This window comes from Tenacibaculum ovolyticum DSM 18103 (genome assembly GCF_000430545.1).
Taxonomy (GTDB): domain Bacteria; phylum Bacteroidota; class Bacteroidia; order Flavobacteriales; family Flavobacteriaceae; genus Polaribacter; species Polaribacter ovolyticus.
Genome location: NZ_AUMF01000010.1, coordinates 29339 through 52074, shown reverse-complemented (window position 1 = coordinate 52074; position 22736 = coordinate 29339). Strand labels below are relative to the sequence as shown.

The 22736-nt window shown below is 27.7% G+C and carries 24 protein-coding genes and 3 tRNA genes; 11 read left to right on the top strand and 16 right to left on the bottom strand.

Annotated features, from left to right (window positions below):
• Positions 1–990: 990 nt before the first annotated feature.
• The 4 genes from H518_RS20980 to H518_RS0102580 all read left to right on the top strand — a co-directional run bounded on the left by H518_RS20980 (position 991) and on the right by H518_RS0102580 (position 2151).
• The gene (locus H518_RS20980; protein ID WP_155995121.1) at positions 991–1155 is read left to right on the top strand and encodes a hypothetical protein; all 165 of its coding nucleotides are present in this window, start codon (positions 991–993) and stop codon (positions 1153–1155) included.
• Between the two features lie 263 nt (positions 1156–1418).
• On the top strand, positions 1419–1865 hold the full coding sequence (locus H518_RS0102590; RefSeq protein WP_028887623.1) for a GNAT family N-acetyltransferase: 447 nt from the start codon (positions 1419–1421) through the stop codon (positions 1863–1865).
• 98 nt (positions 1866–1963) lie between these two features.
• Positions 1964–2036: transfer RNA gene (locus tag H518_RS0102585), tRNA-Gly, on the top strand.
• 42 nt (positions 2037–2078) lie between these two features.
• Positions 2079–2151 (top strand) — tRNA-Gly (locus H518_RS0102580).
• Between the two features lie 44 nt (positions 2152–2195).
• On the opposite strand, the gene H518_RS0102575 is transcribed toward H518_RS0102580, so the two are convergent.
• Complete coding sequence (locus H518_RS0102575) at positions 2196–2843, bottom strand: rhomboid family intramembrane serine protease (RefSeq protein ID WP_043706392.1); 648 nt, start codon at positions 2841–2843, stop codon at positions 2196–2198.
• 90 nt (positions 2844–2933) lie between these two features.
• Here H518_RS0102575 and H518_RS0102570 point away from each other — a divergent pair, with 90 nt between their 5' ends.
• Both H518_RS0102570 and H518_RS20975 read left to right on the top strand, forming a co-directional pair.
• The gene (locus tag H518_RS0102570) at positions 2934–3845 is read left to right on the top strand and encodes a lysophospholipid acyltransferase family protein (protein WP_028887621.1); all 912 of its coding nucleotides are present in this window, start codon (positions 2934–2936) and stop codon (positions 3843–3845) included.
• Between the two features lie 128 nt (positions 3846–3973).
• Entirely contained in the window at positions 3974–4111 is a 138-nt protein-coding gene (locus tag H518_RS20975) for a hypothetical protein (RefSeq protein ID WP_155995119.1), read from the top strand.
• Positions 4112–5157: 1046 nt separating this feature from the next.
• Here the strand turns inward: H518_RS20975 and H518_RS0102560 are convergent.
• From H518_RS0102560 to H518_RS0102515, 10 genes are all read right to left on the bottom strand, one after another.
• Positions 5158–5343 (bottom strand): hypothetical protein, encoded by a 186-nt coding sequence (locus H518_RS0102560; protein WP_162143100.1) that lies wholly within the window; start codon positions 5341–5343, stop codon positions 5158–5160.
• Positions 5344–5484: 141 nt separating this feature from the next.
• Entirely contained in the window at positions 5485–6189 is a 705-nt protein-coding gene (locus H518_RS0102555) for a hypothetical protein (protein ID WP_155995117.1), read from the bottom strand.
• Complete coding sequence (locus H518_RS20970; RefSeq protein ID WP_155995115.1) at positions 6146–6307, bottom strand: hypothetical protein; 162 nt, start codon at positions 6305–6307, stop codon at positions 6146–6148. Before H518_RS20970 ends, H518_RS0102555 begins: the two co-directional genes overlap by 44 nt.
• 69 nt (positions 6308–6376) lie before the next feature.
• Positions 6377–7078 carry a response regulator transcription factor gene (locus H518_RS0102545; RefSeq protein ID WP_162143099.1) on the bottom strand — a complete coding sequence of 234 codons (702 nt, stop codon included), beginning with the start codon at positions 7076–7078 and terminating at the stop codon, positions 6377–6379.
• Positions 7079–7387: 309 nt separating this feature from the next.
• Positions 7388–8176 carry a DNA/RNA non-specific endonuclease gene (locus tag H518_RS20345; RefSeq protein ID WP_051263641.1) on the bottom strand — a complete coding sequence of 263 codons (789 nt, stop codon included), beginning with the start codon at positions 8174–8176 and terminating at the stop codon, positions 7388–7390.
• 4 nt (positions 8177–8180) lie between these two features.
• Positions 8181–8555, bottom strand: a complete 375-nt coding sequence (locus H518_RS0102535) for a hypothetical protein (RefSeq protein ID WP_028887617.1) — start codon at positions 8553–8555, stop codon at positions 8181–8183.
• A 211-nt stretch (positions 8556–8766) separates the two neighbouring features.
• Positions 8767–10005, bottom strand: a complete 1239-nt coding sequence (locus H518_RS0102530; RefSeq protein ID WP_028887616.1) for a tyrosine-type recombinase/integrase — start codon at positions 10003–10005, stop codon at positions 8767–8769.
• A gap of 109 nt (positions 10006–10114) precedes the next feature.
• Positions 10115–10190 (bottom strand) — tRNA-His (locus H518_RS0102525).
• Positions 10191–10245: 55 nt separating this feature from the next.
• On the bottom strand, positions 10246–10962 hold the full coding sequence (bshB1, locus tag H518_RS0102520) for a bacillithiol biosynthesis deacetylase BshB1 (protein ID WP_028887615.1): 717 nt from the start codon (positions 10960–10962) through the stop codon (positions 10246–10248).
• A 39-nt stretch (positions 10963–11001) separates the two neighbouring features.
• Positions 11002–12411, bottom strand: coding sequence for an MATE family efflux transporter (locus tag H518_RS0102515; protein WP_028887614.1), 1410 nt, complete (start codon positions 12409–12411; stop codon positions 11002–11004).
• 171 nt (positions 12412–12582) lie between these two features.
• On the opposite strand from H518_RS0102515, the gene H518_RS0102510 reads away from it, so the two are divergent.
• From H518_RS0102510 to H518_RS0102495, 4 genes are all read left to right on the top strand, one after another.
• A complete protein-coding gene (locus H518_RS0102510) occupies positions 12583–13341 on the top strand; it encodes a Rossmann-like and DUF2520 domain-containing protein (RefSeq protein ID WP_028887613.1) in 759 nt (252 codons plus the stop codon).
• Positions 13325–13852 (top strand): KdsC family phosphatase, encoded by a 528-nt coding sequence (locus tag H518_RS0102505; RefSeq protein WP_028887612.1) that lies wholly within the window; start codon positions 13325–13327, stop codon positions 13850–13852. Before H518_RS0102510 ends, H518_RS0102505 begins: the two co-directional genes overlap by 17 nt.
• A 44-nt stretch (positions 13853–13896) precedes the next feature.
• Positions 13897–14319, top strand: coding sequence for a DUF2147 domain-containing protein (locus H518_RS0102500; protein WP_028887611.1), 423 nt, complete (start codon positions 13897–13899; stop codon positions 14317–14319).
• Between the two features lie 310 nt (positions 14320–14629).
• Positions 14630–15184 (top strand): sugar transferase, encoded by a 555-nt coding sequence (locus H518_RS0102495; RefSeq protein WP_162143098.1) that lies wholly within the window; start codon positions 14630–14632, stop codon positions 15182–15184.
• 179 nt (positions 15185–15363) lie between these two features.
• On the opposite strand, the gene H518_RS0102490 is transcribed toward H518_RS0102495, so the two are convergent.
• From H518_RS0102490 to H518_RS0102480, 3 genes are all read right to left on the bottom strand, one after another.
• Complete coding sequence (locus tag H518_RS0102490) at positions 15364–15921, bottom strand: methyltransferase (RefSeq protein WP_240472485.1); 558 nt, start codon at positions 15919–15921, stop codon at positions 15364–15366.
• 106 nt (positions 15922–16027) lie between these two features.
• Entirely contained in the window at positions 16028–17566 is a 1539-nt protein-coding gene (locus H518_RS0102485; RefSeq protein ID WP_028887608.1) for a B12-binding domain-containing radical SAM protein, read from the bottom strand.
• 2 nt (positions 17567–17568) lie between these two features.
• Positions 17569–18645 (bottom strand): radical SAM protein, encoded by a 1077-nt coding sequence (locus H518_RS0102480; RefSeq protein ID WP_028887607.1) that lies wholly within the window; start codon positions 18643–18645, stop codon positions 17569–17571.
• Between the two features lie 126 nt (positions 18646–18771).
• Between H518_RS0102480 and H518_RS0102475 the strand changes: the two genes are divergently transcribed.
• The gene (locus H518_RS0102475; RefSeq protein WP_028887606.1) at positions 18772–19875 is read left to right on the top strand and encodes a glycosyltransferase family 4 protein; all 1104 of its coding nucleotides are present in this window, start codon (positions 18772–18774) and stop codon (positions 19873–19875) included.
• On the opposite strand, the gene H518_RS0102470 is transcribed toward H518_RS0102475, so the two are convergent.
• The gene (locus H518_RS0102470) at positions 19858–21537 is read right to left on the bottom strand and encodes an ATP-binding cassette domain-containing protein (protein ID WP_081411142.1); all 1680 of its coding nucleotides are present in this window, start codon (positions 21535–21537) and stop codon (positions 19858–19860) included. The genes H518_RS0102475 and H518_RS0102470 overlap by 18 nt on opposite strands.
• Position 21538: 1 nt before the next feature.
• Positions 21539–22594 carry a glycosyltransferase gene (locus H518_RS0102465; RefSeq protein ID WP_028887604.1) on the bottom strand — a complete coding sequence of 352 codons (1056 nt, stop codon included), beginning with the start codon at positions 22592–22594 and terminating at the stop codon, positions 21539–21541.
• Positions 22595–22736 lie beyond the last annotated feature (142 nt).

Genomic DNA, 22736 nt, shown 5'->3' with positions numbered 1-22736 from the left:
TTTACGGTTTTACCCTACTTTTTTTACGGTTTTTTATTCATTATTTCATTTAATTCTATTTAATTTAGCAGCTCTTAAGAGACGTCTTAAGTTCTTTTTCATAGCAATTTTTCCCACTCATTTCTTTGAGTGGGTTCTTTTTTTCTACTAATTCCGCTACATATCAAGTTTTAAAATTATTTTATTTTTCAAACCTTAAACAATCTTATAACTTATAACCCCTTTAAATATTTATATAGTATTTTTCACAGTAATCAGTTTTTATTAAATTTTTAAAATTCAATTAAAATTTACATATCACTACCTAAACCAACAAACTTAACTCATCAAATATTTTCATTTCTTCCTACTTATGATTAATTCTAGTTATTACAATCACCCCACCTATATATAGTTTATAAATTATCTCTTTCATTTTAATGATTACCACAATAAAAACATCTTTTCATTAAATAAACACTAAAAAAACATCCATTTTTTTAATACAACTACTAATTTACACTATTGTAAATTTTACGCTTTTACCGTACTTATATTACGGTTTTTTTCATTCTTTCTAACTTTATCTTACATAGTTTTGTCTTAGATTCTAATCTTATTAGTTATTTAAATTTAAGATAGAGAAATGGGTTAATTGGAGTTCTTTTTAGAACTCCAATTTTTTTTAATCAAACAGATAATTCTATTAACGATATCTTTTTATTATTTATCTATACTTTCATTCCACTCATCTATTTTTCAAAATTTTAACTAGGTTCTTAAACTATCTTTACCATGTAGTTAAAAATTAATTTTCATTTTTAATAATTTTAGTTATTTATATTAAAAGAAGTTATCCGGGGGGACAACTTCTTTTTTTATTACCTTTTTTTAATCATCAACAGTTTATCGTTTATTTTCTTTACTTCACCTAAACAAAACACTCAACCAACTAAAAAACAAATAATTAAGAAAACTTATAAGCTACCTTGCATAACAAATACTATAATTATGAAATCTAAACCAACCTTAGTAAGACTTATCAAATCATTTGAAAATAAATACGTTATTAAATTTACACAATGTAAACTTCAAATAACAGTAGGTCAAGATTATTATACTAAAATATCTAATACACCAAATAAATATAAATTTCTTGTATATCCTTATAACTAATTATATAAGTTAGAAAAATTAAAAAATTACTCCCTCACTAAAGAGTTATTAATTAATTATTTAGTAAAAAATCCCCTTTGTATTTAGCCTCTCATTATTAGGGAGGCTTTTTTTACACCTTACATTACTATAACATTTATCAAAACCACAATCTTCATTTCTTAACATATAATATGCTTTAGAGATGATAAAAATAATTATCATTTCAAAAAACACACTATAAGGAATTGTTCAATTTTATATCTTTATCCTAAATTTAAAAAATGAAAATAATTTTTAGAACCATAAAAAAAGAAGACATGCTAACAGTTCTTCCGCTTTTAAGAAAATTAAACACTACAACTCCTGATGCTATTTTAAAAGAGCGTCTTTTAGAAATGACTACTTACAATACTTATGAATGTATAGGGGCTTTTGATAATGATAAATTAATTGGTATTTCTGGTCTTTGGTATAGTTTGCGTCATTACTCAGGCAAAAGTGTTGAGCCTGATCATGTAATTATAGATGAAAGTTACCGAGGTAAAAACATTGGTAAACAACTCTTTAATTGGATTTATGAATACACCAAACAAAAAGGGTGTGAAGTAATTGAATTAAACACTTATACAGGAAACAGAAAATCTCATAAATTTTATTACAATGAAGGTTTTGAGATCTATGGCTTTCACTTTGTGAAGGTTATGAGAAAAGATCAAAAACTTTATTAAATTTATTAAAAAAACACTTGTAAATACTAGAAACTATTTTATATTTGCAACCGCTTAACAGTAGCAACATCTACTTAAAGCACAAAAACTTTACCAATGCGAAAGTAGCTCAGTTGGTAGAGCGTCAGCCTTCCAAGCTGAATGTCGCCAGTTCGAACCTGGTCTTTCGCTCAAGTCTTTAGAAGATAGACTTTAAAATCTTTATTTACCAATGCGAAAGTAGCTCAGTTGGTAGAGCGTCAGCCTTCCAAGCTGAATGTCGCCAGTTCGAACCTGGTCTTTCGCTCAAAAAGCCGAAACATTTGTTTCGGCTTTTTTATTTCCACTCACTTACTTATTCAACTTTAGCTTATCTCCAAATAAAAACAAACCAACTATAATAATACCAATACCTCCTATCATTAAAGGATTATTTGCTAAAACACTCGGCCTTAAAACTAACGTTAACAAGTAACCACCAACAGCACCTCCTAAATGTGCAGAATGTCCAACATTACCTACTTGCTTTTTCATTCCGTAAATTGAATACAACAAGTAACCGATTCCGAAAATATAACCTGGCAAAGGAATTGGAATTGGCAACATCATTAACCTCATCTCTGGATATAACATTATCGCAGAAAAAATAACTCCCGACACTGCTCCTGATGCTCCAATAGCACTATAATAAAGATCTTCTTTATGCTGATATAAAGAATACATACTCCCTGCCAATAAACTTCCAAAATAAATTAACAAAAAATAAACAGTTCCAAAATTAGCAACCCCTACTTTTCCAAAAAGATACAACGCATACATATTAAAACCTAGATGCACCCAATCTGCATGTAAAAAGCCCGACGATATCATTCTCAACTTATCACCTCCGAGTATTTTTTGAACCTGAAATTTATATCGATCAAAAAAAACAGCATCATTAAACCCTTTATAAGAAACTAATGCATTCACTACTATTAACACTAAAATAACTTGACTCATATTATCTATTTATAACCACAAACATAATCAAAAGTTAATAAAGTAAATGGTTCATAATTTAATCCGATATTTGCACCTTAAATTTAAAATATGAAGTTTTTAACATTCGCAATCATCTACCCACTCATCTGGTTATTATCTAGATTACCAATGAGAGTTTTATATATTATTTCAGATTTCTTCTTCTTTATAATGTTTCACTTTGTTGGTTACAGAAAAAAAGTAGTTGAATCTAATTTAAAAACAGCCTTCCCTAATAAAAACGAAACTGAAATAAAAAAAATAAGTAAAAAATTCTTTAAACACTTTGTTGATTTAATTTTCGAGAGTGTAAAATCATTTTCTATCAGCGAAAAAGAAATAAACAAACGCTACAAATACACAAACCCAGAGCTTATTAATAAGTACGCCGACCAAGGGAGAAGCATTGCTTTAATAGGTGCCCACCAAGCAAATTGGGAATGGGCTTTCGCTTTACCATTACAATTAAACATTAATTGTTACGGCGCATACACAAGGATACAGAACCCTTATTTTGAAAAAGTAATTAAAGACTCTAGAACAAAATATGGTTTTGATGGAGTACCTACTACATTATTTAATAAAAAAATTAATGAACGTCAATCAAAAGAAATTAAAAGCTTATATATTTTATTAAGCGACCAATCTCCTCAAGTTCATAAAACAAGGCATTGGGCTAATTTTTTAAACACAAATATACCTGTGCATACAGGTGCCGAAACTTTAGCTAAAAAATTTAATTTAGTTGTTATAAACATGAATACAACAAAAGTTAAGAGAGGGTATTTTGAAACTACTTTCGAACTAATAACTGACACCCCAAAAGACTACGAAGACTACCAAATAGCTGACAAGTTTTTAAAGATAACCGAAGAACATATAAAAGCACAACCTGAATGTTATTTATGGACACACAAACGCTTTAAACACAAAGATAAATACCAGGAATGGTTAAAAATCAGAAAAACTTCTCAAAAATAATTGAGAAGTTTTTTTTGCTTTAAATTAAAAAAGTCTTCTCAAATGAGAAGACTTTTTCTGGGTGGAATACGGGATTCGAACCCGCGACTCTAGGCTTAGAACTAGATCTTAAAAGAAAAGATTTTGAAATGAAAGGCATCCAGCTTGAGTTTCAAGAAATAAAAGAAGATATTGAACTATTGAAGAAAATTGCTTCACTTATAGAAAAACATATTGATACTGTTGAGAAAAAATTAGACAAAGCTATAGAGTTTAAAAAAGAGTAGTTTTTATTGTTGTTACCAAGACTTAAATAATAAATGTCACAAAAAAATTAAGGTTTTTGCGAGAACTTTTATAATTCCTTAAATTTGTAGTGCTAGATGAAAGCTTTGTACTATTCAAGAAAAAATTACTAATAAAGTTTATACTATATTAAAAATCTACTCTAAGTTACTAACAATAGATATAAAAAACAATAAATTTTTTCTATATTTGTAACACCCTAAGCAATATACTTCAATGCAAGTAATTGCCTCCCCCTCTAAAATCCCACATTTTACAGAATATACTGTACTATTATTTACATGGTAGATATATTTTACTATAAATAGTATTATACATTGTTATATTAAAAAAAGATATACCTGTTTACAAACTATATATTTTTTTTTAAAAGTTGTGATGGAGCGCAACTTTAAAATTGACTCCAAAAAAGAAATTTTAATAAACCCTATGACAGAACACAACAAGTATCAGCTTTAAAGCTACAATTAGTTAATAACTTATTAGTATAATTTTTAAAAGCTTCATTAGTCTTAAGTAATGAAAATTTAAATTTGTAACAACAAAAAAAAAGACATACTCTATTATCAAAACTAAGTGTATATCTTTTTTTATTTTTTTAATCTTTAAAACCATAAAAAATGGCAAAGAAAAACAAAAGTAAGCCTAAGGCTTTATTCAAATTAACGAAACTAAGAATTAAATTCTTAAAAATTTTATTTCAAATTCTCAAAGTTCTTAAAGACTTATACCTATTAACATAACTTTCCTACGAGTTGTTTAATTAGGTTTACTTTAAGTATAAGGGTTATTAGTTTAAAAACTAATAACCTTTTTACTTGTGCAAATATACATATTATATACAAAATATTTCGTTTTATATACAAAATATTTCGTTCTAGGAGATATAAAAGGTTATTTTTAACATACTACAACATTACATACAAGATGTAATATTGTAGTATTTAACAAACCTTTAAGTAAAACATTATTAAAAAAGGTATTAATAGTATATACAATAATAAGTTCTAAGTTGTTTAAAACACCTTTAGTTTAAACAATACCATTTTAAAGTACTCTTTCGACTATCTTTAACACTCTTTTTAATATTTATTAATTCATTTTTAAGAATTGTAAGGTGGTAAAGTTTCTCTATATCACTAAGAGTATCACAAGTTTTAATTCTCTCAACTTCTTTATCTATTTCATTAACCTTTTTTAAATACATTGCCATATTTTTTTTTATAAATGTATCTATAATCAATATGACTGCTTGTAAACAAAACCAATAAATTACCGTAAACAAAACCCTAAATTTACTATAAACAAAACCCCGAGCATATACTCGGGGTTTGTTATATTTATGTAGTTACTATTATTTTGATTTTAACAACTTATTAAACAAGTTAAACATTTCTTTTTGTTTACCTGGTTTAGTATTTAAAACTGTAAAGCGTGATATTTCTCTAATGTCACCTTTTAAACTGTTAATATAACTTTGTTTGAATTTTGTAAAAAAATACACACCAACCGCTAAAAAAGAAGCAGAAACAAGTGTTATTAAAAAGTATGTTGCTTTGCTAAAATCTTGGAATTTATTGAATACCCAAAAAAAGTAAAAAAATCCTACAGATATAACAAAAACATGAAATAGTTTACTTGAGAAGTTTTTCCTATCATAATAAAAGGAGCGTACTAAATTAAACACTCCATAAATAAAAATAAAACAAGCTAATCCAAATCTTTCTAAAAAATCGTGTAAAGAACTAAATCCAATAAATTTTTGAGCCTTCTTTGATTTCTTTAATGTACTCCACGCAATATCAGCCTCACTCTTAGCTGCTAAATATTTCATTACAGCTAAAGAGTTAGCTGGATTATTTTTCATTTCCTTATAAGCTAAATCTCTAGTTTTTTTTAAAGAAATATGTTCTTTTCTATTATCAACTACCTCTTGACTATAAGGCTCTATAAATTTATGCATATAAAAAGAGGTTGCAGCTAACACTAAAATCAAATAAACAGCGATGTTGTATTTATTCGTTATCGTCGTCATCACTACCATGATCTGTGGTAACATTCTTTCCTTTATCAATACTTTGAGTTGCTTTAATAAGTTCTTCATGTTCTTCTGTATCATCGGTACAAGAAATAAATGCAAAGCTTACCACGAATATTGCTAATAATATTTTTTTCATAATCATTGAGTTTAAGTTAAAACCCAAAGATACAAAAGCTTACATTTTACAACTTATACTTAATTAATATTAGTTAAAATCACTTTTAAGCGCCAACTTAACTAAGCCAACATTTGTTTTTAGTTCTAGTTTTTCTCGCATTCTAAATAAGTGACCTCTTATTGTAGTTTCTTTAATGCTAATTAGTTTACTAATTTCTTCGTTTGAATACCCCTCTAAAACTAGCTTTAAAATAGCTACCTGTGTACCCGAAAGAATATCTTCTAAATTTACATTTTCACTAACGCTACTAGGCGGTTTACTCTCATGCTCAATAATAATATTTTGCACTTCTGGCGAATAATATAAAAACCCATCATTTACTAGTTTTAACGCTTTAACGATGCTTTCAGTATTCTCTGATTTTAATAAAAAACCTCTAGCTCCTTTAACCATGGAGTTTTTAATAAAATCGTAATCTACATAACCCGAAAACATTAAAATTTTTTGATCAATATTATTATCTAAAAAATACTGCAACACATCATTACCATCCATATTAGGCATACTATAATCAACAATCAAAACATCAGCTGTATTCGTTTTGAGATATTTTAATAACTCAAAACCATTACTACTCCAACCATCAACTGTAATTCCTGATGCTTCTAACAACACCTTAAAACCTTCGTAAATTACCTTGTGATTATCAACGATATGCACCTTCATTCTTCCATTTTTCTTAAACTCATTACAAATGTAATAAGATAATTTGTAAGCTTCTGTAAACAAATCCCTAGTAGTATTTAAAGAAAATCTTTATAAAACTTGGTTTGTTTGTTGAGGCTTGGGTTTTTGGTATAAAAAAACACCTCGTTAAAGGTGCTTTGTGGTAAGTTGTATTTTATAGGGTAACGTTTAACTATGGTTAGTGCGGGAATCGAAAGTCAGCAGACTTTCGGTTTAGCACTTAGCTAAAACTTTTTGTTTTATTGTATTTAAAAGCTAAATCAAAAAAGGTTTAACGGACTTAGTAAAAATACACAAACTTTTGGGTTAAACACTAAACCCGCATTAATTGTAGGTCTTGTTAGTTAAAGCTTATTCTATCTTTAATATTCTATTTTCATTTTTAAATACTTTAGTTATTTTCTCACCTTTGAATTCATAACTCATAATCATTTCTTTAGGTCTCTTAGCCCCACTACTATTATATAATAAGTTAATTTTATAGTTTTTAATAAACCTTTTGTTTTCTAAAATAAAATTTTCTTGTATTTTCCAAGCTCTCCTATTTAAAATTTTATTTTGAGGAACTATGTTTATTATTTCTGAAATGCCACCTAGTTGATTAGCAAATAAATGCCCGCCATCATCAACATCTAAAATTCCATTTTTTTCATAATTACCTTTACTTTGTCTATAACTTGACCTTGGTTTTTTCATGATAGATTTAGGAAACACAGAAGTACTCGCTTCTGTTACTCTACCAAATTTATCAGTCTTATAAATAAAATTTTCTATTTTATAAATGGAATTAGGTAATAAATTTCTTTGGTCTAAAAATTTATTCATAGACTTTCTATTGTAACCAGGAGTTGATGTTACTATGTTACCTCTTATTTCAGCTAATAAATTATTGTCTTTTGAGAAAACTTTTAAAACATTTTTTTTAGTTACCTCGGTATCAAAACCTAACTTTATTATATGCTGTTCTTTTGATTTAATAACCTTCGGAAATATGTTTTTTACTGTTTCTTTTGAAATTACTTTAACTTCTTTTTCTATAGAGTTTTCTGATATTTCCTTTATAGCAGTTTTAATAACTTTCCTACAACCCAGCAAAGTAAGTAAACCGCAAATAAATATATTTTTAATAATTAGTTTCATAACTTTAAAAATCTATTATTATTGATATAATTGTAAATAGAATAAAGACACTTACTTCTGTTATATTTGTCCATAATTTCATTTTTCGATTGAATTCCTCTTGTTTATTATTTATAACAGCATCAGAAATAAATCCTATTAAACAGTCAACTAATCCATTCTTTTTTTTGTCTTTAAAAAAATAGTTGTTTAATAAATTACCAACGTTAGCATATCCATTTACATTAGCAATTGCTTCAGCAATTTTTCTCTTGAATATTTCACCAATTATATATGTTAAAACACCAATAATAAATAATTCTATAAGACCAAGAGTTCCGTCAAAAAAAGCAAATATTATAGCTATTATTAATCCAATATGTCTTTTTAACTTCTCCATCACTTTTTTTAATTACAACTAACAAGCATATATAATTAACTATACATCTATTATAAACACACCTGTATCTATTTCTTTGTTCAAACATACTAATTAATTTTAAGCGTAAAGCATTTAAACCCCAACAGCTTCTCTTAATTTTAATAGCTTTTAACTTGGTAAATACAAATTATAAATTCGTACTAATTTATTAGCTAACCGAATATTATTATTAATCTGATTGATTTCCATCATAAAAAGAAGCATCCACGTTCTTTAATCTATTAATGGTACGTTGTTTTTCATTTACCGCATAATGCTCTTTCATCATCCTATCAGAAGTATGAGAGTTTAATTTTTGGGCGTGTGCAATATCTAACTGTTCAGAAATTTTATCACTATACAAATGCTTTAAAGAATAAAAATCGGCTGTTATTCCAAGCTTCTCCTTAACATGTACTCTCCACCTTCTTGTTATTTGTTCATACCTTATAGATTTTTCGCCTTTTGAAAGCCCTCTTGAAAAGATATAATGGTTTGGATTCGCTTCAATACTATTAGTATTTTGTTCATTTATTACTTCAGCCCATAAATAAAAAAAGTTTTTATTTATAGGTTTAATAACTTCTTTATGTAGTTGCCCTTTTTTAATAAACACCTTATACTCTAGCTTACTTAAATTAACATCTTTAACTTGTACTTGTAATATTTCTGTAATTCTTGCCCCACTTGAATAAAAAATCATCATAAATCGCCAAAAGGTGTAAAAATTAGATTTTAAATGATAGTGAATTCTTTTTCTATCTTCTTCAGTTAAAATTTCACGTAATCGGCTATCTACAATTAGTTTTTTTATTCCGTATGTAGGGTTATGCTCTATTACTTCATCTTCTACCATTTCAACAAACAACGAACTCATCTGAGATTTAATTTTATTATACCTGTAGTTAGATATATCTCTTGTTTCTTGTTGATGCCTTAAAATTGCTTTTATATCTTTTCTAGTTACAGTATTTACACTTTTATATTGAAGTTGTAGCGCATAAATAGAAACTTCAACAAAACCAATCATAGATTTTATATTTTCCCTGTAGCTTTTAGATGCTTTTTTAATTTTTGAGTAATACTTTAATGAGTCTAGCAGCGATTTATTACCATCAATAGCATCATTATTTTGCATATAATTTTTAGAAATAGGGTTCCAGTGATTATTTACCAACTTATCTACAATTCCTTGTAAAAGAATTTCGGTTGCCTCCCTTCTTTCTCCTAAAGTTTTAAACTCGTTCATACCTTTCGTACGAATTCGTTTTCCTTTTGGATATTGCTTTTTGTGCAATGGATCTTCAAAATAATAATAAATTGTCCAGTCTTTTAAAAGTGAATCTTTACCGGCTGTTTTCCAATTTTTAGGAATAACCGAAGGATAAGTAGCCGAACAGCCACTTGAAAGTGAAATAATTTTCTTCATTTTTTACTTACATTTTTGTCCCGTTAGCTGTCACGCTAATTTAAAATGTAAATCTTGCAGGATTGTAAAAAACAAAAAAGTCCCTGTAAAAACAGGGACTTAAGCTTTTGGGTGGAAGACGGGATTCGAACCCGCGACCCTCGGTACCACAAACCGATACTCTAACCAACTGAGCTACAACCACCATGTAACTTGCGGGTGCAAATATACAACTGTTTCTCTTATCTGCAAAACTTTTTTTTAAATTAATTTACTTAAATTTTCAACAGCCACGTAACGTTCTGACGTAAAGCCCTCTGCATAATCAACCCCAATTAACCTACCTAAGTCTTTTGCCCTATAATTTACACTTTCGGTAAAATTCTTACTTGTAATTGGTGTTTCTGGTGCATTACTATTCGGATCAAAGAACTGAGAACTGTATGCTAAAACCGATGCCTCCTTCTTATCCATAAATCCTGTTACATCAACAACAAAATCTGGTTCAATATTTTTCCACTGTATATAATGGTACACTAATTTAGGTCTCCACTTTTCCTGCAACTCACCATCTAATGTTGTTTCAATTTTTAACAAACCACTTAAAAAACAAGCATCAGAAACCAATTTACTTCCTTTTGGATGATCAATATGCCTATCATCAATAGCGTTACATAACACAATTTCTGGTTGATACTTACGAATCATTTTTATAACTGCTAATTGATGCTCTTTATCATTCTTAAAAAAACCATCAGCAAAGCCTAAGTTTTCACGTACCGAAACTCCTAATATGTCAGCTGCCACAGCCGCTTCTTTATCACGTAACTCTGCAGAACCACGTGTACCTAATTCACCCCTTGTTAAATCTACAATACCTACTTTATTTCCTAAAGAAATTTCTTTAGCAATGGTACCTGCACAACCTAACTCTACATCATCTGGATGCGCTCCAAACGCTAATATATCTAGTTTCATATTTGTTTATTTTTAATAAGCCAATTTACAAAATAGCCTTTAAACCTTTATCGTTTTCCATTTTCCTTTTTTAAACAGCCAAATTCCTAAAATGGCAATTAGTACCTCAGCTAATGTTATTGCTAAAAAAACACCTATTGGTCCAAAATTTAATGTAATAGCCATTAGATATGCAAATGGTAATTGAAATAACCAAAAACACACAAAATTTATATATGTTGGCGTTTTAGTATCTCCTGATCCGTTAAATGATTGAATTACCACCATACCATAAGCATACGCAATGTAACCAGCTGCAATAATCTGCAAACATAAAGCTCCGTTTTTAACCACACTCGGGTTTTCAGAAAACCAACTTAAAAAAGTAGGTGCAAAAAAGATATAAATTACAGATACTATTCCCATAAAGTACGCACAGTACTTACTGGTTATCCAAACCGATTTTTCTGCTCTCTTTGGTTGATTGGCTCCTAAATTTTGACCTACCAAAGTAGCCGCTGCATTACTCATACCCCAAGCAGGCATTAAAGTAAACATCATAATACGTATGGCAATTGTATAACCTGCCAATACTTCGCTACCAAATTCTGAAATAATACGCATTAAAAACACCCAACTAGAGGTACCTATTAAAAACTGCCCAATTCCACCTAAAGAAACCTTTATTAAATTTAGCATTACCGCTACTTTAATACCTAAATCTTTTACTACTATTTTTATTTTTCCGGCGCCATAAAACAATACCAATAATTGCGAAACTACAGCAACACCTCTACCAATTGTTGTTGCAATAGCTGCCCCTTCTACTCCGTAAGCAGGAATTGGCCCTAAACCAAAAATAAAAATAGGATCGAGAATAATATTTAAACCGTTCGATAAAATTAATGTCCACATTGCAATAGAAGCATTTCCGGCTCCTCTAAAAATGGCATTAATTAAAAAAAGTAGCATTACCGTTATGTTTCCTCCTAATAAAACTTGAGTATACCCATAGCCTTCAGCTATTAAATCAGGTTCCCCACCCATTAATCCTAAAATTTCTTTCGGAAATAGTACTCCTACAATACTAATTAGTATCGAAATAAAAACACCTAAAATTATAACCTGTACTGCATTCTCATTTGCACCCTTAGCATCTTTCTCTCCTGTTCTTCGAGCAATTAAAGCCGTTGCCGCCATACTTAAACCAATGGCTACTGCATACACCAAGGTTAAAACAGACTCTGTTAAACCAACCGTTGCTACTGCATTTACACTCACTCTAGATACATAAATAATATCTACCAAAGCAAAGATAGATTCCATTAGCATTTCTAAAATCATCGGTATTGCCAACATAAAAACAGCCTTACGTAGGCTTCCCTGTGTAAAATCTTGTTGCTTACCTAAAATAGCATCTTTAAAAAGTGAAAATATTGTTTGTTTTGAAGTTTTATTGTAATCAGTCATTATAAATTATTAAAATATAGGGATTTACTCGAAAAAGATATCGAGTATTATTTGGAGTTGTATCGTGTACAACTAAGCTATATAAGTGGACTTAAACAAACATAAGGCTGCAAAGATGCAAAAAATATTTTTAACGAATCACTATAACATAAATTCAATATCTTCGTACCTATGATTAGAGTAGCCATCATTGGAGGCGGTAACGTAGCAACACACCTAGCAAAAGCTTTTAGTAAAACTAAAGATGTTTCTTTAGTACAAATGTATGCTCGGAATAATCAGCAAATTAAACATTTAAAACAACTCGTTGATACTACTGATAATTTAGATTTATTAGTAACTGCCGATGTTTATATTATTGCTATTTCTGACGATGCTATTGCTAAAGTTTCTGCAAAAATTGACAAAAAAAATGGTTTCATTGTACACACTTCTGGTAGCGCTTCATTAAGTACCTTAAAAAACAACGGAAGAAAAGGTGTCTTTTATCCATTACAAAGTTTTTCGAAAGACAAAGAAGTTGATTTTAATGAAATTCCGTTTTGTTTAGAAGCAGAAAATAAGGAAGATTTTAAAACTTTAGAAAAACTAGCAAAATCAATCGGAAAAAATATTTACGCGATTAATTCTGAACAACGAAAAAGCTTGCATGCAGCTGCCGTTTTTGTAAATAACTTTACCAATCACATGTATAAAATGGGTGCCGATATTTGTGAAAAATATCAAGTACCTTTTGAAGTTTTACATCCGTTAATTAAAGAAACAGCACAAAAAATAACAACGTTAAGTCCAGAAGAATCACAAACGGGTCCTGCAAAAAGAAACGACCAAGAAACGATTCAAAATCACTTAACATTACTTACGAAAGAACAACAAAGAATTTATCAACTCATTACAAAATCAATCCAAAATAATGGAAAAAAGTTATAAAGAAATACTACCACAAATAGATACTTTTATTTTTGATGTAGACGGTGTTTTAACAAACGGAATTGTTACCGTTTTTCCGAATGGCGAATTAGTCCGTCAAATGAATATTAAAGATGGTTACGCTTTAAAAGCCGCAGTAAAAGCTGGTTTTAGAGTTTGTATTATTTCTGGCGGAAAAAATGAAGGTGTTCGTACTCGTTTAGCTAATTTAGGTATTACCGATATTTACTTAGGGGCTCATAATAAAATTAAACAATTTAACGAAATCATAGAAAATTACAACTTAAACCCAGAAAACATTGCATATATGGGTGATGATATTCCTGATTATCCTGTAATGAAATTAGTTGGTATGCCTTGTTGCCCTAACGATGCTGTTAGAGAAATTCAGCAAGCATCTAAATATATTTCTGATAAAAATGGTGGTGAAGGTTGTGCTCGCGATATTTTAGAACAGGTAATGCGTGTTCAAGGAAAATGGAATGGCAATTTTGATGCTAAATATGATTAACTGGAACGATTTTTGAAAATTACCTTTTATTAAATTCTACAAACATGAAAAAACCACTTTTTATTCTTTTACTTATTATTAGTACTTCTATTAGCGCTCAAACCATTTTTGGAAAATGGGAAAATCGCGATGAAGAAACCAATAAAGTAGATTCTGTTATTGAAGTTTATAAAAAAAACGGAAAAGCCTACGCTAAAATTATTGAAATTACTGATAAAAGCAGACAAGAAGCCTTGTGTGATAAATGCAAAGGTAACCGTAAAAACAATCTTATTTTAGGTATGAATATTTTAACAGGACTAAAAAAAGATGGTAAAGAATGGAATGGTGGCAAAATTTTAGATCCTAAAAACGGAAAAGAATACAAGTGTTATATTCAACTTGAAAATAGTAATAAATTAAAAATTAGAGGCTACTACGGTATTGCTGCCTTTGGTAGAACTGCCTATTGGTTTCGCAAAAAGTAATTTCCCTCTAATAAAATATTAATAACCTTATAATTATTATTTTTTAAAACAAACTAGATTATTAAAATCCATAAAAGAAACCTACTCTTAAAACATAAGTTAAAATACCAGATGTTTAATGTATTACGGAATCGATAATTAAACTTAAGGTAATAATATATCTCTACACTAATCTGATAAGTAATCTATTGTGTTTAACAATATACAAATTCATTCATGATTACATGAATGAATTTGTATATTGGTCTATTCTATTTATTAATTTGATAAGTATATATTAATGATAATTCTATCAATAAATAAAAACTCTATGAAAAGAGTTTTTGATATATTTTTTGTTATTACCACACTACCAATATCGCTTCCTTTGTTTTTTGTTGGCTGTTTACTAAGTCGTTTTAATTTAAATGAACCTATAATATATTCTCAAATAAGAGTTGGTCAAGATGGAAGCTTTTTTTTAATATATAAAATAAGAACAATTAGTAATAATTTAGAAAAAAATCAGACAAACTCTAGTGCCGAAATTTCAACTTTAGGAAGTTTTTTAAGATTATCTAAAATAGATGAACTACCTCAGCTATTCAATGTTCTTAAAGGAAATATGAGTATAATTGGACCAAGACCAGAACAACCTCATTATGTTGAAGAATATTTAAAATTAAATCCTTCTTTTAACTTAAGACATGTTATAAAACCTGGAATTACTGGCTGGTCACAAGTTAATATGCCTAAAGCAACCCCAAAAGATAATCTAAAGAAACTAGAATATGATTTATACTATATAAAGCAATATTCATGGAAACTTGATTTTATCATTTTAATAAAAACTGTTAAAATAATTTTAACCTTTGATAGCAATTAACACGTAACAACATTTAACGACCTTTCTAATGAAATTTATTTTTCTTAAAGATAGCCCCCATCTTATCTAAGATGATTTAAATAAATACTTTTAAAATATTTACCACTACTAAATACTTAATATGTATACAACAAAAATGCCTTAGATTTAGTATATTATTAAAAAAATGTATTAACTCCTTAAGTTTTAATAACTCTGAAAATAAAATTTTTTTCTTCTAAAACTTTCTTTTCTACAACTATTTCTAACTTAAAATAATGATTTAAAGCAATATCTTTAATCTTAGTTAAATCACAATCTTCCGAAAGAATCATATACACCGTTTCTGTTTTTTTTCTTTTAGACAATTCATCAAACAATTGTTTAAAATACTCAAAATCTACCCCACAAAACCAAGCTTGTTCTTTTTGATTTTGTGGATCTTTAGGATAATAAGGAGGATTGATAAATATCAAATCGAAATACGAATCTTTCAATTCAGAAAACAAATCTGAATATATAACAGTAATCGATAAGTTATTTTTTAAAGCCGATTTTTTTAAATACTCGATAGCCTTTACGTTTATATCTACTGCTGTAACGTTTGCTTTTTTCGACGCCGCATATAAAGAAATGATTCCTGAACCGCAACCTAACTCTAAAAACTCTTGTTTAGAAACATTTAATGTGCTAATAAAATCTAATAAGATTTTAGTGCTTATTGTATAATGCGGAGGAAATACTTCTGGATGTACCATTACACTTACTTTTTTATAAGAATATCTCCTTGGTTTAGAAAACCAAAATTTTGTTATAACTTTAAGAAAAGGGTGTATTATTATTTTTATAAATTCTCGCATACTTCTATTCGGAGTAAAACCCCTCTACTTCTGGTTGACGGTATTTCCAAACTTTATGTAATAATTTTATTTCATAAGGGTATTTGTAAAAACCTGTTTTGTAACGCCAATTAGAAACTAAACCTAATATTTTTTTCTTATATCCATGGATTCTAAAATCAGATACTGTTGGATATTTTCCGTTCAATACCGTTTCAAAATCTTTAATAGTATCAATCATGTATGGTTTTAACCAAGGTGTTAATGGATTTTTACGTAAATCAAAATTTTCCCAACTTGGCAAAACCCACTCTTCTAAAGTCTCTGGAAAAGAAAAACCTGCATCTAAAATTTGCTTATATAACTCTGATCCTTTTGTTGGGGTTGGACTATATAAATAAATAATAATTTCTGTATTTGGATTTATTTGTTTAATTTCTTTAATAAAATTGATATCCCAAAGAATCTGCTTATACACTTGTTCCTCTGTATCTGCAGGCATTCCTAAAACAAATGACATTTCAGGAATAATCCCTGCTTTTCCCATACGTAAAGCAAAGTCTTTAATCATTTTCCCAGATTGTGTACCTCCTTTATTCATTTGTTTTAACACTTCATCATTCCCTGTTTCTGCGCCTAAAAAAATCATTTCACAACCTGCCTTTTTCATCAACTTTAGCTCTTCATCAGAATATTTATTAAGTGTATCAATCCTTCCTTCTCCCCAGTATTTAATATTACCCTCTAAAATTAAATTAGAAAATTCTAAAACTCGTTTTTTTGAGGTAAAAAAATTATTGTCATGAAATTCAATTGCATCAACATTGTATTTCTCTTTAAAATATTTTACATCTTGATACATCCCTTCAGCTGATTTACCTTTCCATCTACCACTAAAAATAGGTACAATTCCACAAAATGAACATGTAAATGGGCACCCCATACTCGAATGATAAGCTAAAGTTCTTTTTCCCATAAAAGTTTTTCCTAAATAACTTTCAAGTGGGTAAAAAGTATCTAAATAAGTATAAGGTAAATTGGGTAATGCATCCTGATCTAACAATTTTTCTTTTTTAGTCTTAACGATTTTTCCATCACCGTTTCTAAAAATCAAATTATCTATATTACTTAACGTTTTTTCAAATACTATTTCACCTAATTTTTCTCCTTCTAAGACACCTAATAAAGAAGGGAAAGTTACATCTCCAGGCCCATTTACAATATAATCTACTAAATGAGAATCCATACAAACCTCATATTGATTAGAGGCAAAATAACCTCCCCAAATTACAGTAACATTAGAAAACGTTTCTTTTATTTTTTTTGTAAAAGGAATTGCTTGTCTAAGTTGTGGTCCTGGCATAACAGTTGAACAAAAATACTTATACTCACCTGTTTCTAAATATTTAAAAATTTCTTGAAGTGGATCTTTTTCTAAATTCCCATCTACCAAAACATATTCAAACTCTCCATGAATAGATGCTCCAACCTGCAAAATAGAGTTCGGTATTCTATGTTTTGCATTTCCACTTTTAGGATTAAATATTATTACTTTATTTTTCATAATTAAAAAGCACTACAGCATCTACTACAGGCCGGGAACAACCCTCCTGATTCATTTAAGTCATTACGTAATTTTTTCAATACTTTAGAGTTCCAAACCTCTTTCAAAGATTCCTTATACATATTTCCTAACTCTAAATTATAACATCTTCCATGAGCAGGAATTACACTACCATCGGATTTTATCATTATGTTTCCAAAAACATCATTACATCCTTTCCCTATAATTTCTTGAGGTTTATGATAAAAAACATCTAATCCTTCTTTTGTAGATATATCTGGCGAAAAACTTACATTAAAATTTAATTTGGTAGTTTTTATTTTTTTTATTTCTTTTAAAAGAGTATCAAGATTAAAATTATCTATATTTATTTCATCCATATTTGATGAAGTAGCTAAATAGTGCTGACTCCATTTTTCATTATGGGATTGAGCAACATATTCTGGGGTAAAGTTAGTATGCATAAAACCAACTTCTTTTAAAGGCAAATGTTTAATTTCATTAAGAAATTCAGTTAAATAACCGATATTCCATTCTGTAATTACGCAAAAAACAGAAATAGATTGTTTAGAATTAATTTTAATAAGCTCCTCAATACCTTCTAATGCCTTTTGAAAAGATTTTTTATGACCTCTAATCTCATTGTGAATGTCTTTTGGACCATCTAAAGATATATAAACTTCATTAATCCCTACATCTACAAGTTGTTCAGCTTTATGTTTTAAGGTTAGAGCATTTGTTGTTATAGTTGTATACAACCCCTTTTTATTTGCGTAAGCTAAAGACTCTATCAAATGAGGATACACCAGGGGTTCAGTAAAAGCATAACCTAATTTAGCCTTAGGGTAATTTTTTTTTACTTGATTAATAATGTTTTTAATTAATTCTATTGGCATATTTATAGGATGAGTACCTACTAAATTTTGAGCAAAATTACTCTCTAAATTTTTGGTTCCTACATCACACATTTTACAATGTAAATTACATACATTATTTACCCCTAAAACAATCCATTCTGGTGTGAATAAATATTTTTTTGGAAAATAATGTTTATTGATAGATTTTAATACTTTGTACATATTTAATAAGTTCTCTTAAGCTATAAATTAATTGAAAACTAAATAAGAAAAATATAAGTTTTCAGCTTTAAAACCTAATTATTTTTCATTAATATTACGAAAATTTTTTAATAACCAATTAAAAAAATGAAGAGTAAACATGTTTTATTTTTAAATTATCATTCTTTACCTAAAATTCTAGACCCAAATGAAAAGCTTATAAAATTTCATTTCGTATATGACGTTCTTTTAGAACTTAAAAAAAAACATAAAATTAGTGTCTTAGAATTTATTGGCGTAAAAAACTTTTTTATTAAAAATAATATTTTTTATTATTTCCAGAAAAAAACAAAGAACAAGAAGTTTTTAATTGATTTAAAAACTCATTTTTTAATTAATAAAATTTCTCCTGATGTTGTTTACATTCATGGTTTTAGTAAAATATATCAAGTTATCTTCCTTAAATTTTATTTAAAGAAAAACATCAAAATTATTATTCAACATCATGCTGAAAAACCACCCCATAATTGGCTTAAAAAAAATATTTTAAGTAAGCTAGATAAATTTGTTGATGCTTATATTTTTACATCTATTGATATGGCTGATAAATGGATTTCAAAAGGTTTAATATCTTCTAGATTTAAAATTTTCACCCAACCTGAATTATCTACTCACTTTTCTTATAATAGCACTATCAAAAAAGATGCTAATTTATTTATTTGGGTTGGTAGACTCAATAAAAACAAAGACCCTATAACCGTAATAGAAGCATTTATATCTTATCTCAAAATCAATTCAAAAGCCAAATTAGTCTTATTTTACTCAGAGAAAGAACTAGAAAAAAACATTATTCACATTCTAAATTTAAGAGGAATAACAAATGAAATTAAACTAATGGGAGTTATTGTTAATTCAGAGTTAGAAGAATGGTATCAAAAAAGCACTTATTTTTTATTAGGATCATATTATGAAGGTGGATCAGCAGCTCTTATAGAATCGATGGCTTGTGGATGCATCCCTATAGTAACTAATATTGCTTCAAATAGAGCAATAACAGAGAATGGTAAATATGCAAAACTTTTTAAACCAGGAGACAAAGAAGACCTTTTAGAAAAATTAAAATCTTTAGATAATTTTAATTCTAAATCACTATCATTAAAAATTAAAAAACATTTTAATAATAAACTTTCTTTTAAGGCTCTTTCATCTGGCTTAGAACAATTAATTGAAATTTTATTTAACCATGACTAATTTTCTATTTTTTAGAACATAATATTTATCGCTAATTTCTTTCATTTTGGGGTTGTGCGAAATCATTATAATTGTTTTACCTTCTTTTTTTAATTCAGCAAGATAATTAAGTATTCTTTCTTCTAACTTTTCATCTAATTGATTTGTCGCTTCATCTAATATTAAAATATCAAAATTATGATAAAGTGAACGTAATAATGCAATTCGTTGTTTTTGACCTCCAGATATTTTTAAAGAGTTAATGTCTAAATATAGTTTTTCTTCAGATTTTATAATACTATCTAATTCTAGAATTTTTGAAAGTTTATGAATTTTTTTAAAATCAGTATTCTTTTCGTCCTCACCTAAAATGATATTATCAATAACAGACCCTTCAAATATAAAAGAATTTTGAGGTAAATAATTAATTATACCAAATAAATTATGCTCATTACAAATTTTAAAACCATCAATAAAAACAGCTCCTTTCTGAGGCTTTTGAAGGTTCATAATAATATTTACAAAGGTTGTTTTACCTGTTCCAGAATTCCCAGATATCCCAATAATCTCCCCCTTAAGAATAGTTAAATTTACATTCTCTATAATACGTTTTTTAGAACTGTACTGAAATGAAACATCCTTTAAAATAAAATTCTTTTTTAAAGGATTATTAATTATAACCGTATTTTTATTTAACTCAACAACTTCTCTTAAAATATCTATCGTATACTTGAATGATTGAAAATTAGTATAAGACACTATTATTTTATTCATTGACGGTAGCAACTTTAAAGCAGAACCTGCAATAAATGAAATTACGAAAACATTTGAAATTGTTGAATTTTGTGCTTGAATAAAAAAAAGAACAACAAAAGTCAATCCTACCACCATTAAAATTTCCAAATACTTGTTATTAGACTTCTTGTAGATTTCTAACTTTGCATATTGGTTATTAAAATGATGAACGCTTTTATTAAACTTTCTATAAAAATGTAATTCTTTATTTAAACTTTTTAACTCCAAAAAACCTTGAATTATATTTATCAATTGTGACGTAACCTCATGATAACTATTCTTTAAGGAATCATTTATCGCTATAATTTTTTTTTTTCTTTGAAATATTAAAAAAATAAAAGCTAAAGAAAAAATTCCTAAAACTATTAGTGTTAGCTTTAAATAAAAGTAAATACCTATTCCTAATATAATAAGAACAATAACTCCTTCTGTAAGAAATGTATTAATTGATAACAAAATATGGTTTGAAAAATCTAATCCAACTATTTTAATATTCTGAATACTTTTTGCTGTATTTTTTTTTTGAAAATCAAGATAGTTTTTTGTCAAAAAATCATTTAAAAACTTTGAAGATAATTTCGTCGCAATATCAAAAATAAAATGAGATTGGTAGGTATTAATTCTTATCTGTATTAAATTTTTAACAATAAAACTGACAATAAATAAAACAACAATCAAAGGAATATTAGACTCACTAATTTGTATAAACTCCGAGGCTTTTTCTAAAGCCATCTTATGATCTATTAACAACAAAAAAACAGGTATTAAATAAGCTATTGAAATTAAATCCAACAAAAGATTTAAAAAAGATAGAGATACAAAAAAGGGTAGTTTTTCCCTAAATTTTTCAGGAATAATGGATAAGATTATTTTTAGTTGATTTATCATTTTATTCTGTTAATTGATATAAATTCAAATAAGATTTTATTGTGTTATCTATTGAATATAAATGTATTCTTTTTTTATTAACAGCAGTAAACAGGAGAAAATCATCACAATAACTTGCTAAATCCTTTGCATTATCTCCGATTTTCCAAAACATTGATCTAGAAGCACAACCAACATTAGTAGAAACTATTCTCATTCCTGAGTAAAGAGCTTCTGGGAAAACAAAACCAAAAGATTCATACCTACTTGTATGTAAAAGAATATTAGACTTAGACATTTTTAATAAAACTTCACTTCTCGGTAATAACCCCGTTAATTTTATATTTTCATTAAGGTTTAATTTTTTTATCTCTTCTTTTAAAGAGGTGTAGTTTTTTCCTTCTCCAATAACTTCTGCTTTAATATCAGGGTGTTTCTTTACTAAAAAAGCTATCACTTTAATAAAAAAAGAATAGTTTTTTACATCATTTAAAAAACCAACACCTAAAATATCAATTGAACTCAACTCTAAATCAGGAAAACTTAAAGGGGATATTCCCCAAGGAATTATTTGAGAACTAATGTTTAATTTATTTTTTAAATCTTCAGAATTATTTTTAGAAAGAGATACAATTTTTGACTTTTTCTCATTAATAAATTTCACAAATCTATTTCTAACTACGCTTTCTTGCCCCATAACTGTAACAACATGGTTTATATTGTTCTTAAACGAAAACCTTTGCCCTATAAAAGAACAATCACCAATCCAAAAACTATGAACACAACTAATTGATTGTTCTTCATTCAATTGCTTAAGCTTCATTTTTGCTTTATAAAATATAAAAGGTTTTTTTATTCTTTTATTAGATCCATTTAAAGGTATTACATTAATATCAAACCATTTATATTGTTCAATAAATTTAGGGTATTGAAATGCAATAACAGTTAAACGAGCTTTTGGAATAGTTTTTTTTAATTCCTTTAAATAAATAGCTAATGCTGGTATTACTGTTGAATCTTCTTCAGAAGAAGCAAAACCTGGTGTTAAAAAAACAATATGTAGTTTTTTATTCTTCATGTTAAAAAATAAATTTCAGTTATTCTAATTAAAAATTCAGAGCAAAGTTTAAAAATCTAAAGTCAAAAACTAAAAAAACTCTTTTGAGTCTTTTTCTATTAGTTCAATGACTCTAAATAAAATCTACGAAATAAAAATACTC

What these genes read in the sequence shown, in the direction of transcription:
- H518_RS20980 (WP_155995121.1), top strand. Translation starts at nt 991, where the DNA reads ATGAAATCTAAACCAACCTTAGTAAGACTTATCAAATCATTTGAAAAT.
- H518_RS0102590 (WP_028887623.1), top strand. Translation starts at nt 1,419, where the DNA reads ATGAAAATAATTTTTAGAACCATAAAAAAAGAAGACATGCTAACAGTT.
- H518_RS0102575 (WP_043706392.1), bottom strand. Translation starts at nt 2,843, where the DNA reads ATGAGTCAAGTTATTTTAGTGTTAATAGTAGTGAATGCATTAGTTTCT.
- H518_RS0102570 (WP_028887621.1), top strand. Translation starts at nt 2,934, where the DNA reads ATGAAGTTTTTAACATTCGCAATCATCTACCCACTCATCTGGTTATTA.
- H518_RS20975 (WP_155995119.1), top strand. Translation starts at nt 3,974, where the DNA reads ATGAAAGGCATCCAGCTTGAGTTTCAAGAAATAAAAGAAGATATTGAA.
- H518_RS0102560 (WP_162143100.1), bottom strand. Translation starts at nt 5,343, where the DNA reads ATGGCAATGTATTTAAAAAAGGTTAATGAAATAGATAAAGAAGTTGAG.
- H518_RS0102555 (WP_155995117.1), bottom strand. Translation starts at nt 6,189, where the DNA reads ATGTTACCACAGATCATGGTAGTGATGACGACGATAACGAATAAATAC.
- H518_RS20970 (WP_155995115.1), bottom strand. Translation starts at nt 6,307, where the DNA reads ATGAAAAAAATATTATTAGCAATATTCGTGGTAAGCTTTGCATTTATT.
- H518_RS20345 (WP_051263641.1), bottom strand. Translation starts at nt 8,176, where the DNA reads ATGAAACTAATTATTAAAAATATATTTATTTGCGGTTTACTTACTTTG.
- H518_RS0102535 (WP_028887617.1), bottom strand. Translation starts at nt 8,555, where the DNA reads ATGGAGAAGTTAAAAAGACATATTGGATTAATAATAGCTATAATATTT.
- H518_RS0102530 (WP_028887616.1), bottom strand. Translation starts at nt 10,005, where the DNA reads ATGAAGAAAATTATTTCACTTTCAAGTGGCTGTTCGGCTACTTATCCT.
- bshB1 (WP_028887615.1), bottom strand. Translation starts at nt 10,962, where the DNA reads ATGAAACTAGATATATTAGCGTTTGGAGCGCATCCAGATGATGTAGAG.
- H518_RS0102515 (WP_028887614.1), bottom strand. Translation starts at nt 12,411, where the DNA reads ATGACTGATTACAATAAAACTTCAAAACAAACAATATTTTCACTTTTT.
- H518_RS0102510 (WP_028887613.1), top strand. Translation starts at nt 12,583, where the DNA reads ATGATTAGAGTAGCCATCATTGGAGGCGGTAACGTAGCAACACACCTA.
- H518_RS0102505 (WP_028887612.1), top strand. Translation starts at nt 13,325, where the DNA reads ATGGAAAAAAGTTATAAAGAAATACTACCACAAATAGATACTTTTATT.
- H518_RS0102500 (WP_028887611.1), top strand. Translation starts at nt 13,897, where the DNA reads ATGAAAAAACCACTTTTTATTCTTTTACTTATTATTAGTACTTCTATT.
- H518_RS0102495 (WP_162143098.1), top strand. Translation starts at nt 14,630, where the DNA reads ATGAAAAGAGTTTTTGATATATTTTTTGTTATTACCACACTACCAATA.
- H518_RS0102490 (WP_240472485.1), bottom strand. Translation starts at nt 15,921, where the DNA reads ATGGTACATCCAGAAGTATTTCCTCCGCATTATACAATAAGCACTAAA.
- H518_RS0102485 (WP_028887608.1), bottom strand. Translation starts at nt 17,566, where the DNA reads ATGAAAAATAAAGTAATAATATTTAATCCTAAAAGTGGAAATGCAAAA.
- H518_RS0102480 (WP_028887607.1), bottom strand. Translation starts at nt 18,645, where the DNA reads ATGTACAAAGTATTAAAATCTATCAATAAACATTATTTTCCAAAAAAA.
- H518_RS0102475 (WP_028887606.1), top strand. Translation starts at nt 18,772, where the DNA reads ATGAAGAGTAAACATGTTTTATTTTTAAATTATCATTCTTTACCTAAA.
- H518_RS0102470 (WP_081411142.1), bottom strand. Translation starts at nt 21,537, where the DNA reads ATGATAAATCAACTAAAAATAATCTTATCCATTATTCCTGAAAAATTT.
- H518_RS0102465 (WP_028887604.1), bottom strand. Translation starts at nt 22,594, where the DNA reads ATGAAGAATAAAAAACTACATATTGTTTTTTTAACACCAGGTTTTGCT.